The following is a 16306-nucleotide window of genomic DNA, read 5'->3' as shown; positions in this document are numbered from 1 at the left end:
CGGTGTGCGGCAGCCACAGCCGCCAATGGCCCGTCAGCGGACGGTGAAATCCGCCGGGGCCGGGTCGTCGGCCGGCTCGCAGTGGACCGCGGTGACGCTGGCCGCCGGCGGCCCCTGATGCAGCCACTCGCGCAGCTGCGCGACCGCCTCCGGCGGCCCGCAGGCGAGCACCTCCACGCGTCCGTCGCGCAGGTTGCGGGCGTAGCCGGTAACGCCCAGGCGCACCGCCTGCTCCTGGGTGGCGGCCCGGAAGCAAACCCCCTGCACCCGGCCGCTGATGGTACAGCGTGTCTTCTCGTCGGTCGTCGTCATGCTACCTCCGCACGCGCCGCCGGGCGCCCTGCGTCGGCCACCTCCTCGGCGGTGGGCTCAAGCAGGGCGCTCAGCGGCAGATCAAAGCTCTGCTCCCAACGTTCCTCCACCCGGCGCAGCCGCTCGGCCAGCCGGCGATCCCACGCCACGCCCGACTCCAAGCCCGCCGCCGGGGGCAGCGGGTAGGCGAGCATGCGGTGGAGCTCGGCCAGCTTGAAGGTCGAAGGATCCCGCGCCAGGAGCCAGGCGCCGTCGGCGCTGCGCTCGATGACGTGGTGCCGGCGCAGGGCCTCGAGGGCCTCGGCCAGGCCGGGCTCGCCGGCCTCCGGCTCCTGCTCGAGCAGCTCGGCGAAGGTGACCCCCTCGCCCCGGCGCTGCGCCTGATAGAGGTGCCCCAGGATATGCACCGCCAGCACCAGTGCCCACCGGTCGCGGGCCAGGTGGCCGCCGGTGCGCCAGCGGTAGCCACGCAGCGCCTGAGTGACCTCCGCACCGATGAGGATCACCAGCCAGGAGATGTACAGCCAGACCAGGAAGATGGGCAGCGCCGCCAAGGCCCCGTAGATGACCTCGTAGGTCGGCGCGCGGGCGATGAACGCCGCGAAGCCGCCCTTGGCCAACTCGAACAGCCCCGAGGCCACCACGCCCCCGATCACGGCGTGGTGCACCGGCACGCTGCGGTGCGGCACCAGGCTGTAGAGCAGCGTAAAGACAACGGCCTGCACCACGAACGGCGCCAGGTTGAGCAGCTGGGCGATGAGATCCGACGGCGGCTCCAGCGGGCCGAGGCTCACCGTGCCCATGTACGAGGTGGAGGCCACGCTCACGCCAAGCAGCAGCGGGCCCATGGTCAGCACCGTCCAGTAGACCATGAACCGCTGAAGGGTCGGCCGCGGCCGCTCCACCCGCCAGATCTCGTTGAGCACCCGCTCGATGGTGTTGAGCAACAACAGTGCGGTCACCGTCAGACCGGCGATGCCCACTGCCGTGAGCTCGGCGGCGCGTCCCATGAAGTTCTCCAGGTGCTCGTCGATGGCGTCGCTCGCCGCCGGCACCAGGTAATCGACCATGGCTTCGCGCAGGCGGTCGGTGACCCCCTCAAAGACCGGGAAGGCCGCCAGCACCGAGAAGCCGATGGTCATCAACGGCACGATGGCCAGCAGGGTGACGTAGGCGAGCATGCCGGCGCTCTTGGCGCACTGATCGGCCTGGATGCGCTGGACCAGGTACTCGCCGAACCCCCACGCCTGGCTGACCAGCGGGTGGGCGGGCAACGCCCGGAGCCTGTCGGCGGCAGCGCGCAGGCGGCCGCGCAGTTCCGTCATGGTGGAGCCTCTCCGTGCAGGCGTTAGAATGCCGGGTACCGCAACCAACGGAGATACCGCCGTGGCCAGGATCCTGGTGCTCTACTATAGCCGAAGCGGCGCCACCGCCGATATGGCCCGCCACGTGGCCCGGGGCGTGGAGGCCGTCAACGGCGCCAGCGCCGTGGTGCGCACGGTCCCGCCAGTCTCGCCGGACTGGGAGAGCGTCGCCCCGGCGGTCCCCGACGAGGGGGCGCCCTACGCCATCGTCGAGGAACTGGAGCACTGCCACGGGCTGATCCTGGGCAGTCCCACGCGCTTCGGCAACATGGCCGCCCCGCTGAAGTACTTCCTGGACACCACCAGCGGCGCCTGGCTCTCCGGGACGCTGGCCGGCAAGCCCGGGGCGGTTTTCACCTCCACCGGCAGCCTCCACGGCGGGCAGGAGTCCACCCTGTTGAGCATGATGCTGCCGCTGCTCCACCACGGCATGTACCTGGTCGGCCTGCCGTACACCGAGCCGACCCTGGCCAAGACCACCAGCGGCGGCACGCCCTACGGCCCCAGCCACACCGCCGGGACGGCGGGTAACCGGCCGATCACCGACGAGGAGCGCAAGCTGTGCAACGCCCTCGGCCGCCGCGTGGCGCGGTTGGCCGTCCAGCTCTACGGACCCGAGGCATGATGTCGGCCAAGGCCCTGCACCGGATCGCCATCACCGCCTTCATCGGCCTGGTCGTGCTGATGACCAGCTGGCTGCTGTGGCTGCATCCGCCCGCGGATGCGCTGATGCCCATCGCCCTGATCACGCTGCTCGGCCCGCTGGCGCTCACCGCCCGCGGGGTCCTCTACGGCCGCCGCTACACCGTGGCCTGGAGCGCGATCTTCGTGTTGATCTACTTCATCCACGGCGTTACCTACGCCGCGGTGCCCGGCCCGGAGCGCTGGCTCGGCGTCCTCGAGATCGCCCTGGCGGTGGTCTACTTCACCGCCGCCCTGATGTATCTGCGTCAAGCCGGGAGCGCTCGGCAAGGATCTCGCGGACAAACGGCACCGTAAGCCGGCGCCCGGCGGCCAGCGAGGCCCGGTCCAGGGTCTCGAAGAAGGCCAGCAGTCCGGGTAGCTCCCGCGGCAGGCGGCGGATCAGGTAGCGCGCCGTGGCGTCCGGTAGCTCCAGCCCGCGCTGTGCCGCGCGCTGGCGGAGGATGGCCAGGCAGGTGGCCTCATCCGGCTCGCGCACCGCGACCACCGGTCCCCACCCCAGGCGCGAGCGCAGATCCGGCAGCCCCAGCGGCAGCTCCGCCGGCGGCCGTTGCCCGGCGAAGAGCAGCCGCCCGCCGCGCTCCACCACCCGGTTGTAGAGGTGGAAGACCGCACCCTGCCACTCGTCGCGCCCGTGCAGCGCATCGAGATCGTCGAGGGCGATCAGCTGCGCCTGCTCCCAGCCGTCGAGCACCGCCGCGCCGTGGCCGAGCAGCTGATCCAGCGGCAGGTAGACCGCTACCCCGCCGGCGCTGGTCACGCGGCGGCAGACCCCCTGGAGCAGGTGGCTCTTACCGACCCCGTGGGGGCCGTGCAGGTAGAGCGCCGGCGCCTCGAGCACGCCGTCGGCCAGGTCCGTGACCAGGCGCAGGGCCGTATCGTTCTCGCCGGGCACGAACCGGTCGAGCTCGGCGGCGGCGTTCCAGCGGATGTTCAGTGGCAGTTGCACCGATCCCCCCGGTGGGCATTGCGGGTGGGCTCATTCCAGGGCGCCGTCGCCGCCCTGTCAAGCGCCGCCTTGTCCAGCGGCGCAGGCCTGTTAATCTCCCGCGCACGGAACCCGGCCCGCGGCCGCCGCGGGCCGCCGACCCGACACCCACACGGATCGAGGAGCCGCTCACCATGCGCAGACGTTCCATCCACCTGGCCGCGGCCGTGGCACTGGCCACCGCCGGCGGCAGCGCAGCCGCCGATGGCCGCGAGGCCTCGGCCAGCCTCGGTATCGCCATCAACCAGGGCAACACCGAGTCCGAGCGCTACAACCTCAACGCCGACTACCTGGAGCGCACCAACGCCCACCGCTTCACCGCCAACCTGGAGCTCAACCGCGGCAAGGACGGCGACGGCGATGAGGACGTCAACAACTCCCGCATCGGCGCCGGCTACGACTGGTTCTTCCACGGCCCCTGGTACGCCAACTCCAATCTCTCCTGGCGCCAGGACCGCAAGGCCGACCTGCGCCAGCGCTACGTCGCCGGTATCGGTGCCGGCTACCAGTTCTTCGACGACGACCGCATCCGCCTCTCCGCCGAGGCCGGCCCCACCTACATCAGCGAGGAGAAGCTGGACTCCGGCGATCGCAACCGCGAGGCCGCCGCGCGCTGGGCACTGGACTACCGGCAGTACTTCATGGAGGGGGCCCTGCGCTTTTTCCACCGCCACGAGCTGATCAGCGAGCTGAGCGACTCCGACGAGTGGTTCGTCACCTCGCGCACCGGGCTGCGCATGCCGCTGATGGAGAACCTCAGCGCCAGCCTGCAGCTCAATTACGACTACGACAACAACACCGAGGCCGACTCCCGCTACGACGCCACCACCCTGGTCAACCTGACCTACGACTGGTGAGCCGCGCACGCAGCGGCTACGGCTGCCAGCGGTAGCTGCGGGTCAGCTGCCCGCCGCCGGGGCCGACCTCGGCGGCGGGCAGGGCCTCCGGCCAGAGCATCTCGGCGTCGTCCAGATCCTCGGCCACCCGCTCGGGGCTGCGCGCCAGGAGCAGACGCAGGGTCACCCGATCGCCGGCAATGCGCTGCACATCCACCTGCTCGACGCCGGTGACCTCCTCCAGATAGCGCACCGCACCGAGGTAATCCTCCACGGCGTCGATGCCGGTCAGGGCGATCTCCAGCTGCTGGCCGTCGTGCTCACCGGGGACCACGGCGAAGCGGCGGGTCAGGGCGCCACCGACCTCATCGAGCCCCTCCGTCACCACGCGCTCCAGCTCACCCGGGCCGGTGTGATGCTGCAGGGCGTCCTCGCCGGTGAGCACCGTCCAGCGCGCCCGCCAGGCGCCGGTACCCGCCTTGCGCAGGCCCACCGCCACCACCGCGGCGCTGCCGTAGCGCTGCGAGGCCTCGCGCAGCGACTCGTCGAATCCGCCCCAGATGTCCACGAAGCCCACCGCCTGCCGATCGCGCAGATCCAGTGTCGGGTACATCAGCGGCAGGGCGCGCTGCTCGGCCCCGTCGTGGAGCGTTTCGAGCACCTCGCCCTCGGTCCCCGCCGCGGCGAAGCCGAGCAGATCACGCCGACCGTCGATCTCCGTGGCCACCCAGAGCAGGATCGCCGCCCGGTGCTCGCCCCAGACGGCCACGTCGCGCTCGCCCAGGTGGCGGCGCAAAACCCCGCCCTCGTAGCGCAGCTCCACGGCCAGCCCATCGTCCAGGCGCAGGTAGCGGTAGCTCTCCAGATAGCGCTCCGCGTCGTCGAGGAGCTCCCCCGCCGGGTGGTCCTCCAAGCCGTGGTAGACCCCCACCATGCGCCCGATGACCCGTTCCAGGCCGGCCTCGACGGCCGCCTCGCGCTCGGCGTCCTGACGGCTGTCCACACGGACCTCGGCGGTGTAGAGATCACTCGCCGCCGCCGTACCCACCCCGAGCAGGGCGCAGGCGGCCAGGACCACGACCGGCAGGGCGCGGCGACGGGGGTGAAGACGATCGGGGGCGGAGGGTGCGGCCGTGCTCATGGGCGGGCTGTCGGTCATCCGTAGGGGTCAGGGTTCAGGGTGGATCATTGAGGGTGCAGAGCGCACGCCTGCTGTCCAACATACCACGAGCCACGGGGCCCCATGGAGCCGCGATCCACGTCGCCGGGGCCCGACAGGCTGCACCGACGCCGTGGCATCAGGGCGCCCTGCAACCCCGGCCGCCCGCGTTCAGCCGGGCGCTTGGCGCCGCCGGGGGCCGGGCGTCATACTACGCGGCATTGGCTTACGAGCCCTGCCCACCGGTACACCCCAGGAGAACCGCCTTGGAAGAGCAACGCCCGCTGACCTATCGCGACGCCGGGGTCGATATCGACGCCGGTAACGACCTTGTCAGCCGTATCCGCCCGGCCGTCGAGTCCACCCGCCGCCCGGAGGTGCTCGGCGGCATCGGCGGCTTCGGCGGCCTCGTCGAGCTGCCCGACGGCTACCGCCGCCCGGTGCTGGTCGCCGGCACCGACGGGGTCGGCACCAAGCTGCGCCTGGCCATCGAGACCGGCCGCCACCAGGGGGTGGGTACGGATCTGGTGGCGATGTGCGTCAACGACGTGGTGGTCCAGGGCGCGGAACCGCTGTTCTTCCTCGACTACTACGCCACCAGCCGCCTCGACGTGGATACCGCCGCCGCCGTAGTGCAGGGCATCGCCGCTGGCTGCCGCGACGCCGGCGCCGCGCTGCTCGGCGGCGAGACCGCCGAGATGCCCGGCATGTACGCCGACAGCGACTACGACCTGGCCGGCTTCTGCGTCGGTGTGGTCGAGCGCGAGCAACTGATTGAGGGCACCACCGTCACCCCCGGCGACGTGCTCATCGCGCTGCCCGCCTCCGGCCCGCACTCCAACGGCTACTCGCTGATCCGCAAGATCCTTGAGCGCCACCCCGGGGCACTGGACGAGACCCTGGAGGGCGAGTCGCTGGCCGATCACCTGATGCGGCCGACGCGCATCTATGTCACCCCGGCGCTGCGGCTGGCCGAGTCGGTGCCGGTCAAGGCCTTCTGCCACGTCACCGGCGGCGGCCTGCCGGAGAACTTGCCCCGGGTCCTGCCCGAGCACTGCGCGGCGGCGCTGGAGCGCTGGCCGTGGCCGGCGGTCTTCGACTGGCTGGCACGCGCCGGCAACGTCGAGCGTGGTGAGATGCTGCGCACCTTCAACTGCGGCGTCGGCTTCGTGGCCTGCGTCGACGCCGCCGACGCCGAGCGTGCCCTGGCCGTGCTCGAGGAGCAGGGCGAGTCCGCCTGGCGGCTGGGCGAGGTGGTCGCCGCCGACGACGGCGCGCCGCGGCTGACCATCGACGGGGCCGCACCGTGAGCCAGGGCCCGCGGATCGCCGTCCTGCTCTCGGGCAGCGGCAGCAACCTGCAGGCCCTGCTCGACCAGCACGCCGCCGGGCAGCTGCCCGGGACCTTCGCCTGCGTACTCAGCAACCGGGCCGATGCCTACGGGCTACAGCGGGCCGAGGCGGCCGGTGTGCCCACGGCGGTGGTCGACCATCGCCTCTACGCCGACCGGGAGGCCTTCGACGGCGCCCTGGTTGAGCAGTTGGAGGCGGTGGGCGTGGATCTGGTGGTGCTCGCCGGTTTCATGCGCATCCTCACGCCGGTCTTCGTCCAGCGTTTCGAGGGGCGGCTGCTGAACATCCATCCGTCGTTGCTGCCGGAGTTCCGCGGTCTCCACACCCATGAGCGGGCCCTGGAGGCGGGGGTCGAGGAGCACGGCTGCACGGTGCATTTCGTCACGCCGGAGCTCGACGCCGGCCCGGCCATCGTGCAGGGGGTGGTGCCGGTCCATGCCGGGGATTCGCCCGAGGCGCTGGCGCAGCGAGTGCAGGTGCAGGAGCACCGGGTCTATCCGCTGGCGGTGCGCTGGTTGGCGCAGGGGCGGCTGGCGCTGACGGAAGCCGGGGTCGAGCTGGACGGGCGGGTGCTTTCGGGGCCGGTGCGCATCCGGGCGGAGGATGCGGTCGATTCACTCTAGGGGGGCGAGCACTGTCCGGGTGGGCCCCCTGGGTCGAGCGCAGGACGCGCCCCTACGGGGTCCCCTGTGCTGCTCACCCCGGCGGGGCCGCTCGCTTAACTCGCGGCGCTGACGCGCCGCTCGGACAAAACCTCGCTGATCCGCGCGAACCACGATGGGTTCGCGCGGATCCCCCGCCGGGGCTGCGCTGCTCGGCGCGCCCTGAAGGCTCGACCCAGGGGGCCCACCCGGACGGTGCCTAGCCGCCCTCAAAGAGATCGACTAGCGGGGAGGCCGCGCAGGCACCGCGAACCTCCCGCCCTCCCGGCTGCCCAAGGTGGCAGAAGGACCGCACCCGCCCGGAAGGAGAGATGATGAGCCACCGAACACACCCTGCGCCCAAGCACCGCTCGCTGTCCGTCTGGCTGGCCGCCGGTCTTTTGGTTGCGGCAGCCTCTCTGGCCGCCCCCGCCGCGCTGGCCGAGGCGGAGCGCATCCCCGAGTTCCGGGCGGAGTATGAGGTGAAGTACGGGCGTCTGACCCTGGGCACCAGTCGGCTGGAGCTGGAGTATCTGGGCGATGACCGTTACCGCTACGAGATGTTCGTCCGTCCCCGCGGGCTCGCCCGGGCGGTGCTGGGCACGGACCTGACCGATATCAGCGAAGGGCGTGTCCTGGAGGACGGCACCCTGCGGCCGGAGCGCTTCATCCATAAGCGCGAGGGCCGCGACGAGCGCCACGAGGAGATCACCTTCGACCACGACGCCGGGCAAGTGACCTTCGAAGACGGCGAGCGCATCGACCTAGAGGAAGGCGCGGTGGACCGGCTGCTGCCGCAGCTTCTGATCATGCGCGATCTCTCGGCCACCTTCGACCGGGTGCTGACCTACCGGATCGCCGACGACGGGGAGATCTCGGACTACAGCTTCGAGCGCAAGGGCCGCGAGCGCGTCTCGGTCGCCGCCGGTTCCTACCGGGCCGAGCGCATCCAGCGCGTGCGCGACGGCGACAGTTCCCGTGAGTCCAACGCGTGGGTCTACCGGCGCATGCACAACCTGCCGGTGAAGATTGAGCACGCCGACAGCGGACGCACCTTCGTCATGGAGCTGACCGACGTCAGCGGGCCGATTCGCGACGACTGAGGCCGGCGGTCAGGAGCGCGGCAGCGTGACCCCGTCCTGGCCCATGTACTTGCCGCCCCGATCGGCGTAGGAGATGTCGCACGGCTCGTCAGACTCAAAGAAGAGCATCTGCGCCACGCCCTCATTGGCGTGGATCTTCGCCGGCAGCGGGGTGGTGTTGGAGAACTCCAGCGTCACCCGCCCCTCCCACTCCGGCTCCAGGGGCGTAACGTTGACGATGATCCCGCAGCGGGCATAGGTCGACTTGCCCAGGCAGATGGTCAGCACGTTCCGCGGGATGCGGAAGTACTCCAGCGTGTAGGCCAGGGCGAAGGAGTTCGGCGGGATGATGCAGACGTCGCCGTGGACGTCCACGAAGCTCGCGGCATCGAAGTCCTTCGGGTCCACCACCGCGGAGTTGATGTCGGTGAAGATCTTGAAGTCCTTGCCGCAGCGGACGTCGTAGCCGTAGCTCGAGGTCCCGTAGGAGATGACGCGCTCTCCCTCTGGCGTATCGCGCACCTGACCCGGCTCGAACGGCTCGATCATGCCGTACTCCTGCGCCATGTGCCGGATCCACCGGTCCGATTTGATCGTCATACACGCTCCCGAAAATCATCCAAACCGCAGGCCGACCGCCAACTGACACCGCCTAGCAGCCCCCTAGTGATGAGGGATGATGACCAAATGCTCCGGCCCCGCGGCCGGGACAACTTCCCGCCCAATACGCCGGTCGAAAGTGACCAGCGCTCCGCTGTGAACCACCGCGAGACTCAACAAATAGGCGTCCGTAATTTGCCGATGGCCAGACAGCCGCCCCCAGTCCACCCGTCCGGATTCAAGCAGACTGGTATCGGCCGCCCAGAACTCATGGGAAGGATCGCGGGTCGCCTCCGAGAGGCGCTCAGCAACTTCAGACGAGGGAAGCGCGCAGGGGTATCGGGGCTGCGACATGACGCGAATACAACCATTTTCAGTCAGCGGACAGGATGCCCAGCCCCGATCCAAGTGCGCTTCAAGCCAGTCTGTCGCTAACCGGTTGAACTCATGTCCCCCATCAAGCAACGCAATCAGGACATTGACGTCTAAAAGCGCCCTCACCTACTCCCCTTCTTCGTCTCGTAAGGCTTCGACATCCGCATTGGTCACAGGCCGAGAACGCGCCGGGAAGGGGCGAAACCCCCCGACGCGAACACCTGCCACTGGCCGACGCTCCGGGTTCCGGTCCCGCTCCAGCGCCTGCCGGATAGCCTCCGAGACCACCTGATCCGTGGAGCAGTTCCGGCGCCGCGCCAACTCCTTCGCGGCCTCCAGGATATCCGGGTCAATATCCAGCGTTGTCCGCATGCAGGCATCTCCTCGAAGCCTTGATCGACGTTAGCCTAGCTCAGTAATCCCCCCCTCACAAACCGCCTAGAGCATATGCCCGAGCATCGCCGTGGCGATGGTGAAGTAGATCAGGATGCCGGCGATGTCGGCGATGGAGGTGATCAGCGGCGCGCTGGCCGTGGCCGGGTCCAGGTTCAGCCGGGCCAGGCCGAAGGGCAGCAGCATGCCGATCATGCTGCCCATGAAGACCACCGCGACCATGGCGAAGGCGACCACCCAGGCGATGTCCAGGCCGCCGCGGTAGAGCCCCAGCGCCCAGACCGCCAGGCCCACGGTCAGACCCAGGGCGATGGCCACGCCGGCCTCCTTGCCCCAGAGCCGTAACCAGTCCCGTGCCTTGACATCCCCGGTGGCGAGCGCGCGCACCATCAACGTGGCCGACTGGGTGCCGGCGTTGCCCCCGGTGTCGACGACCAGCGGCAGGAAGGTGACCAGGACGATGACCGCCTCGATGGTCTCCTCGAAGGAGGCGATGATCTCGCCGCCGAACATGTTGATGAACACCAGCAGCACCAGCCAGCCGACCCGCCGCTGGTAGAGCAGCTTCATGCTGGCGTCGCGCATACTGAAGTTGAGCACACCGACACCACCGACCTTCTGGAAGTCCTCGGTGGCCTCGGCCTCGGCCACGTCCATGACGTCGTCCGGGGTCACGGTGCCGAGCAGCACCCCCTCGGTATCGACCACGGGCAGCGCCGTCAGGTCGTAGCGCTGCACCGTCTCCACCGCCTTCTCGCGATCCTCGAACGCCGAGACACTGATGAAGTGATAGTCCATCAGCTCTTCGACCTTCGTCTCCGGCGAGGCGACGATGAAACGGCGGATGGTCAGCGCGTCGAGCAGGCGTCCGTCACGGTCGGTGACGTAGATCACGTTCACCGTCTCGGCCTTCTCGCGCTGGCCGCGGATATGCTGCAGGCTGCGCTCCACGGTCCAGTCGGCACGTACGGCGATGTAGTCCGGCGTCATCAGCCGGCCCACACTCTCCGCCGGATAGCCGAGCAGCTCGCGGGCCTCGCGCTGCGCCCCCGGGGGCAGCAGTTCGAGCAACCGCTGGGTGGCTTCGGCGGGCAGCTCCTGGAACAGCGCGGTGCGATCGTCCGGTGTGAGCGCAGCGACGATCTCCCGCGTCTCGTGGTCGGTCATATCCTGGAGCAGCGCGTCCTGATTGTCCCCGGAGAGGTACGAGAAGACCTCCGAGGCCCGCGGCCGCGGCAGCAGCTTGAACAGGAAGATACGCTGCGACTTCTCCAGGCTGAGGATCAGTTCGGCGATGTCCTGATCCGGCAGCTCCTCGATGCGAGCGCGAACGTCTTTCCAGCGCCTCCCATCGAGGAGCTGTCGGATCTCGTCGAGCAGCTCTTCGTAGGCCATGCTTGGCTCCTTGTCGTGCGTCTTCTTGGTTGGGCTTACCTCGGGGCGGCGTCAGCCGCCCTGCCCGCGCGCGCCGCCACGGCGGAACCGGCCACCCAGGCCGAGGCGCGGCAGCCAGCCCCGGCGTTCCGGAGCGCTCGCCTGGACGGCCGCTCGCCGGAGCACCCCGGTCAGCCGCCCGTAGCGATCGACCACCGGCAGTTCGTCGGTCCCGGCGCGATCCATGGTGCGCACGGCGTGCGGGGCGTCGTCCAGCTCCTCGAGCGAGGGGCGCGATGCGGCCAGGCGGCCCACCGGGGTCTCGCCGGCGTCCTGCAGGACGCCGCGGGCCACCACCCCACGGTAACGCCCATCCCCCTGGACAACGTACGCCTCGCGGCCACCGTGGGCGTCGAGCATGCGCGCGGCGGCCGCGGCAGGCACGGCGTCGTTGACGGGGACGAAGTCGTCGCTCTGGCAGGCCCCGACGCAGGCGCTCGGCAGCGTCAGCAGATGGCGCAGGGCCTGGCGACGCTCCTCGGGGAGGCGGCGCTCCAGATCGCGGTAGACATCGCGCGGCAGGTGGCGGGCGACCCGGGCGAAGGCGTGCAGCGGGGTGTGCTGCGCCTCGCGGGCGGCCTCGCGGATGGGCTGCTGCGCCAGGCGGCGGGCGCGGGCGATGGCCTCATCGGTGGCGTGGCGGGTGTCCGTGGCGGCGGTGCGCGGCTTGTCGAACATGGCGACTCCTCCCTGTTGGCGTGCAGCGGCACGCAGCGGCGCATGCAGCCGCGCCGCGTGGATTCGTATCAGGGGGAGGCCCTGCCTGTTGCGAGGCCCCCGGCCCTGCCTGTTGCGGAGCGCCGTCGCGGCGGGCTCCGGGCAGGGCCGGGTCGGATCAGACCCGGGCCGAGCGGCCCGCCGCGTGGCGGTCGTGCCGCAGCGCGCCGGACACGGGGTCCGGGGCCACGGCGCTGGTACTCGGTACTTGGCTATCCATTCGTTCCGTTCAGGCGGCCCCGGGGGCCATCCACACACTCGGTCGGCTGAGATCGGTCCTTAAAATAGCGGCAGGCGGCGCTTGCGTCAATTTTTGCGGCGCATCACGGTTGACCCGCCCGCCCCCCTCGCGTATGAAAGCCGGCTTCGGTTCGACACAGATGAGGAGCACGCCGGATGGCCCTTTGGATCGCCGTGCTGCTGGGGGTCGTGCAGGGGATCTTCATGTTCCTGCCGGTCAGTTCCACGGCCCACATGGTGTTGCTCGAGCACTGGCTGATCGGCCGGGACCACCCGATGCCGGCACCAGAGAGCGCCGAGATGATCCTGTTCAACCTGGTGGTCCACGTCGGGACGCTGGTCTCCATCGTGGTGGTCTTTGCCCCGAGCCTGCTGCGCTTCACCCGCTACAGCCTGCGCGACGCCTACGGCTGGGCCCGGGCCGGACGCTTCCAGGGGCCGCCGCTCTACGCCCGGCTGTTCCTGCTCGGCATGCTCTCGGTGCTGTTCACCGGCGTGGTGGGGCTGACGTTGAAGGCCGTCTTCGAACAGGTCTTCGCCAACCCGTGGATGATCGGCTTCACGCTGATCCTCACCGGCGCCCTGCTTTTCTGGACCGACAAGCTCCCGCCCCGGCGCCGCGGGCTGCGCCAGACGGGGGTGGGGACGGCGACGATCATCGGCATCGCCCAGGGCTTCGCGCTCATGCCCGGGCTCTCGCGCAGCGCGCTGACCATCGTCTTCGGCCTGTTCGCCGGTCTCAAGCGGCGCTGGGCGGCGGAGTACAGCTTCTTTCTGGCCATCCCGACCATCTGCGCGGCCACCCTGCTCCAGGCCATCGAGGTCTACCGGCTCGGCGGCCTGGAGAGCGTGAGCGTTGCCGCCCTGGCCACTGGCTTCGTGGTCGCCGCGGTGGTCGGCATCGTGTCGCTGAAGCTGGTGATCTACTTCCTCTACCGGGCCCAGCTGAAGGTCTTCTCCTTCTACGTCTGGGCCCTGGCCGCGGCGATCCTCTTCGGCTGGATCGACCTGCCCATGTAGGGCCTCACCCGGCTGGCGGGCGCCGATACCCGCCAGCCGGTGGGGTCAGAAGCGGATGGCGTCGAAGGAGACCCCCAGGTAGAACTCGTCGTCCTCGCCGGAGGACATCTCCCGGCCGTAGGCCAGATCGACCTGGACCAGGTCGTCGAGCAGGCTGCGCCGGACCCCGAAGGCGCCCCGGGCGTCGTTGTCGCTTTCGGTATCACCACTGACCTGAAGGATCACGTCCCAGCGCTCGGTGAAACGCCAGTCCAGGCCCAGGCCCCAGATGCCGTCGGTGTCATCGGCCTCGCGGTTGTGGTTGACGCCCAGGTTGGCGTGAACCGTGGTGCGCTGGCCCCAGTCCACGGTCAGCGGCACCAGCAGGAAGTGGTCGCGGCGCTGGTCGTTGCTGATGTCGTAGTCGGCCCCGGCGGCCAGCCCCAACCCGAAGCCGTCGCGGCGGCGGTCGCGCCAGAGCCACAGCCCCTCGACATCGAGAAAGGCACGGGCGTAATCGTCTTCAACACCCTCGGTGCCCAGGCCCACGGTGGTCTGCCAATTGCCGGTACCGCGGGTGGTCAGGGCGCCGAAGGTGCCCACCCGGTCCGCGTCGCTGCGATCAACCTCCTGGTGCCAGAGCTCCACGGTGCCGCTGCGCCGGTCGATCAGCTCGGCCTCGATGATGTCGTAGGCGTCGCCGGGCAGCGGCCCGCTGAGCGCCGCGCCACTGGCCAGGGCGCCGCCGAGGCCGGCGGCCGCCGCCATCCACCCACCGTAACGTTGCATACTGCCTCCTGTTCATGTTGCGGGATCTGGCATAATGCGCGGTTTCCCGCACAGCAAACCGAATCCGGAGATATGGCACGCCGCATACTCGTCACCAGCGCCCTGCCCTACGCCAACGGCCCGATCCACCTGGGCCACCTGGTGGAGTACATCCAGACCGACATCTGGGCTCGCTTTCAGCGGCTGCGCGGCAACGAATGCTACTACGTCTGCGCCGATGACGCCCACGGCACGCCGATCATGCTGAAGGCACGGGAGCGCGGCGTCGAGCCGGAGCAGCTGATCGAGGAAATGGCCGCCAGCCACCAGGCCGATTTCGCCGATTTCCTCATCGGCTTCGACCGCTACCACTCCACCCACTCGGAGGAGAATCGCCACTTCGCCGAGCTGATCTACCAACGCCTGGAGGCCGGCGGCCACATCGAGCGCCACACCATCGAGCAGCTTTACGACCCAGGCGAGGGGATGTTCCTCCCCGATCGCTACATCAAGGGCACCTGCCCGCGCTGCGGCGCCGCCGAACAGTACGGCGACTCCTGCGAGGCGTGCGGGGCCACCTACACCCCCGCAGAGCTCCAGGATCCGGTCTCGGTGATCTCCGGCGAACGCCCGGAAATCCGCCAGAGCGAGCACCTGTTCTTCCGCCTGCAGGACTTCGAGGCCATGCTGCGCCAGTGGGCCAGCACCGAGCACCTGCAGCCGGAGATCATCAACAAGCTCAACGAGTGGTTCGAGGCCGGGCTGCGCGATTGGGACATCTCCCGCGACGCGCCGTACTTTGGCTTCCGCATCCCGGGCACCGAGGAAAAGTACTTCTACGTCTGGCTCGATGCGCCCATCGGGTACATGGCCAGCTTCCGCCGTCTGGCCGAGGAGCGCGGCATCGACTTCGACGCCTTCTGGGATGCCGAGCGCGCCGACGAGACCGAGCTCTACCACTTCATCGGCAAGGACATCGCCTACTTCCACACCCTGTTCTGGCCCGCGATGCTCCATGGATCCGGCTACCGCACCCCGACGGCCGTCTACTGCCACGGCTTTCTGACCGTCAACGGGCAGAAGATGTCCAAGTCGCGCGGGACGTTCATCACCGCGCGCACCTACCTCGAGCACCTGGACCCGGAGTACCTGCGCTACTACACGGCGGCCAAGCTCTCGGATTCGGTGGAGGACATCGACCTCTCCTTCGACGACTTCGTCCAACGCGTCAACTCCGATGTGGTGGGCAAGCTGGTGAACATCGCCAGCCGCTGTGCCGGGTTCATCACCAAGCGCTTCGACGGCCGCCTGGCGCCGCGGCTCAGCGCCCCGGAGCTGTTCCGCACCTTTACCGCCAGCGCCGAGCGCATCGCCGAGCTCTACGAGCAGCGCGAGTACGCCCGCGCGGTGCGCGAGATCATGCACCTGGCCGACCAGGCGAACCAGTACATCGACGCCGAGAAGCCGTGGGAGCGGATCAAGGACCCCGAACAGGCGCAGGCGGTGCAGGAGATCTGCACCATGGGGCTGAACCTCTTCCGCATCCTGGTCCTGTACATCAAGCCGATCATGCCGCGGCTGGCCGAGGACGCCGAGGCGTTCCTGAACATCGAGCCGCTGAGCTGGGCGGACGTGCAGGCCCCGCTGCTCGATCACGGCATCAACAAGTTCAAGCCGCTGAAGACGCGGATCGACCCGCAACAAGTGGAGGCCGTCGTGGACGCATCCAAGGAGACCCTGGCATCAACCGAGGCGCAGAGCGAGGCGCCGAAGGGCCTTCTGGCCGAGGACCCCATCGATGAGCAGATCACCATCGAGGACTTCGCCAAGCTGGATCTGCGCGTGGCGGAGGTGAAGGTGGCCGAGACGGTGGAGGGCGCCGACAAGCTGCTGCGCCTGGAGCTGGATCTCGGCGGCGAGACGCGTCAGGTCTTTGCCGGGGTGCGTCAGGCGTACAGCCCGGAGCAGTTGCTGGGCAAGCGGGTGGTCTGTGTGGCCAATCTCAAGCCGCGCAAGATGCGCTTCGGAACGTCGGAGGGCATGGTCCTCTGCGCCGGGCCGGGCGGTGAGGATCTCTGGGTGGTCGGTCCGCAGGACGGTGCGGAGCCGGGGATGCGGGTGAAGTAACCCGTTCTGGCTGCGATCCGGCGGGGTTTCGGGTGTGCGTTGGTTGGGTGAGGGGTGCCGGGTGCCGCTGAGTGCGCGCTGCCTGACGGCGGCGTCCCCTGCGCTGCTCGCCCGGGCCGCGGAGACCGCGTGGGCGGTTGTGGCGGTGGGGACCCGGTGGCCTTTTGAGCGTGCCGAGCAGCGCAGCCCGGAAGGGGGTTCAGCGCGAACCTCTCCT

At 69.7% G+C, this 16306-nt stretch carries 18 protein-coding genes; 8 read left to right on the top strand and 10 right to left on the bottom strand.

Annotated elements, in window-relative coordinates:
• Window positions 1-33: 33 nt before the first annotated feature.
• Window positions 34-312 (bottom strand): acylphosphatase, encoded by a 279-nt coding sequence (yccX, locus tag LRF89_RS10350; RefSeq protein ID WP_201168999.1) that lies wholly within the window; start codon window positions 310-312, stop codon window positions 34-36.
• Window positions 309-1637, bottom strand: coding sequence for a virulence factor BrkB family protein (locus LRF89_RS10345; protein WP_238637029.1), 1329 nt, complete (start codon window positions 1635-1637; stop codon window positions 309-311). The genes yccX and LRF89_RS10345 overlap by 4 nt, the downstream gene beginning before the upstream one ends.
• 61 nt (window positions 1638-1698) lie before the next feature.
• Between LRF89_RS10345 and wrbA the strand changes: the two genes are divergently transcribed.
• Both wrbA and LRF89_RS10335 read left to right on the top strand, forming a co-directional pair.
• Window positions 1699-2301: an NAD(P)H:quinone oxidoreductase gene (gene wrbA / locus LRF89_RS10340; protein WP_238637028.1), complete on the top strand. Its 603-nt coding sequence runs from the start codon at window positions 1699-1701 to the stop codon at window positions 2299-2301.
• Window positions 2298-2675, top strand: coding sequence for a DUF2069 domain-containing protein (locus LRF89_RS10335; RefSeq protein ID WP_201169008.1), 378 nt, complete (start codon window positions 2298-2300; stop codon window positions 2673-2675). Before wrbA ends, LRF89_RS10335 begins: the two co-directional genes overlap by 4 nt.
• On the opposite strand, the gene hda is transcribed toward LRF89_RS10335, so the two are convergent.
• Window positions 2602-3327 carry a DnaA regulatory inactivator Hda gene (gene hda, locus LRF89_RS10330; RefSeq protein ID WP_238637027.1) on the bottom strand — a complete coding sequence of 242 codons (726 nt, stop codon included), beginning with the start codon at window positions 3325-3327 and terminating at the stop codon, window positions 2602-2604. The two genes, LRF89_RS10335 and hda, sit on opposite strands and share 74 nt — an antisense overlap.
• Window positions 3328-3500: 173 nt before the next feature.
• Between hda and LRF89_RS10325 the strand changes: the two genes are divergently transcribed.
• Complete coding sequence (locus tag LRF89_RS10325) at window positions 3501-4223, top strand: DUF481 domain-containing protein (RefSeq protein WP_238635175.1); 723 nt, start codon at window positions 3501-3503, stop codon at window positions 4221-4223.
• A gap of 16 nt (window positions 4224-4239) precedes the next feature.
• Here LRF89_RS10325 and LRF89_RS10320 read toward each other — a convergent pair whose 3' ends face one another.
• Window positions 4240-5343 carry a DUF2066 domain-containing protein gene (locus tag LRF89_RS10320; RefSeq protein ID WP_238637026.1) on the bottom strand — a complete coding sequence of 368 codons (1104 nt, stop codon included), beginning with the start codon at window positions 5341-5343 and terminating at the stop codon, window positions 4240-4242.
• Between the two features lie 284 nt (window positions 5344-5627).
• Here LRF89_RS10320 and purM point away from each other — a divergent pair, with 284 nt between their 5' ends.
• From purM to LRF89_RS10305, 3 genes are all read left to right on the top strand, one after another.
• Window positions 5628-6671 carry a phosphoribosylformylglycinamidine cyclo-ligase gene (gene purM / locus LRF89_RS10315; RefSeq protein WP_238637025.1) on the top strand — a complete coding sequence of 348 codons (1044 nt, stop codon included), beginning with the start codon at window positions 5628-5630 and terminating at the stop codon, window positions 6669-6671.
• On the top strand, window positions 6668-7336 hold the full coding sequence (purN, locus tag LRF89_RS10310; RefSeq protein WP_238637024.1) for a phosphoribosylglycinamide formyltransferase: 669 nt from the start codon (window positions 6668-6670) through the stop codon (window positions 7334-7336). The genes purM and purN overlap by 4 nt, the downstream gene beginning before the upstream one ends.
• A 353-nt stretch (window positions 7337-7689) precedes the next feature.
• A complete protein-coding gene (locus LRF89_RS10305; protein ID WP_238637023.1) occupies window positions 7690-8457 on the top strand; it encodes a DUF3108 domain-containing protein in 768 nt (255 codons plus the stop codon).
• Window positions 8458-8466: 9 nt separating this feature from the next.
• On the opposite strand, the gene dcd is transcribed toward LRF89_RS10305, so the two are convergent.
• The 5 genes from dcd to LRF89_RS10280 all read right to left on the bottom strand — a co-directional run bounded on the left by dcd (window position 8467) and on the right by LRF89_RS10280 (window position 11916).
• Complete coding sequence (dcd, locus tag LRF89_RS10300; RefSeq protein ID WP_238637022.1) at window positions 8467-9036, bottom strand: dCTP deaminase; 570 nt, start codon at window positions 9034-9036, stop codon at window positions 8467-8469.
• A gap of 63 nt (window positions 9037-9099) precedes the next feature.
• On the bottom strand, window positions 9100-9537 hold the full coding sequence (locus LRF89_RS10295) for a TA system VapC family ribonuclease toxin (RefSeq protein WP_238637021.1): 438 nt from the start codon (window positions 9535-9537) through the stop codon (window positions 9100-9102).
• On the bottom strand, window positions 9538-9783 hold the full coding sequence (locus LRF89_RS10290; protein ID WP_238635182.1) for a CopG family transcriptional regulator: 246 nt from the start codon (window positions 9781-9783) through the stop codon (window positions 9538-9540).
• 66 nt (window positions 9784-9849) lie between these two features.
• Complete coding sequence (gene mgtE / locus LRF89_RS10285; protein WP_201169021.1) at window positions 9850-11199, bottom strand: magnesium transporter; 1350 nt, start codon at window positions 11197-11199, stop codon at window positions 9850-9852.
• 51 nt (window positions 11200-11250) lie between these two features.
• Complete coding sequence (locus LRF89_RS10280) at window positions 11251-11916, bottom strand: CBS domain-containing protein (RefSeq protein ID WP_201241791.1); 666 nt, start codon at window positions 11914-11916, stop codon at window positions 11251-11253.
• A gap of 435 nt (window positions 11917-12351) precedes the next feature.
• Between LRF89_RS10280 and LRF89_RS10275 the strand changes: the two genes are divergently transcribed.
• Window positions 12352-13215, top strand: a complete 864-nt coding sequence (locus LRF89_RS10275) for an undecaprenyl-diphosphate phosphatase (protein ID WP_238635183.1) — start codon at window positions 12352-12354, stop codon at window positions 13213-13215.
• Window positions 13216-13260: 45 nt separating this feature from the next.
• Here the strand turns inward: LRF89_RS10275 and LRF89_RS10270 are convergent, their stop codons facing one another.
• Window positions 13261-13983 carry a hypothetical protein gene (locus LRF89_RS10270; RefSeq protein ID WP_238637020.1) on the bottom strand — a complete coding sequence of 241 codons (723 nt, stop codon included), beginning with the start codon at window positions 13981-13983 and terminating at the stop codon, window positions 13261-13263.
• A gap of 24 nt (window positions 13984-14007) precedes the next feature.
• Here LRF89_RS10270 and metG point away from each other — a divergent pair, with 24 nt between their 5' ends.
• Window positions 14008-16089: a methionine--tRNA ligase gene (gene metG, locus LRF89_RS10265; RefSeq protein WP_338018520.1), complete on the top strand. Its 2082-nt coding sequence runs from the start codon at window positions 14008-14010 to the stop codon at window positions 16087-16089.
• Window positions 16090-16306: the final 217 nt, after the last annotated feature.

This window comes from Halorhodospira sp. 9621 (assembly GCF_022228055.1).
Lineage (GTDB): Bacteria > Pseudomonadota > Gammaproteobacteria > Nitrococcales > Halorhodospiraceae > Halorhodospira > Halorhodospira halophila_A.
This window is presented reverse-complemented; position numbering and strand designations above follow the sequence as displayed.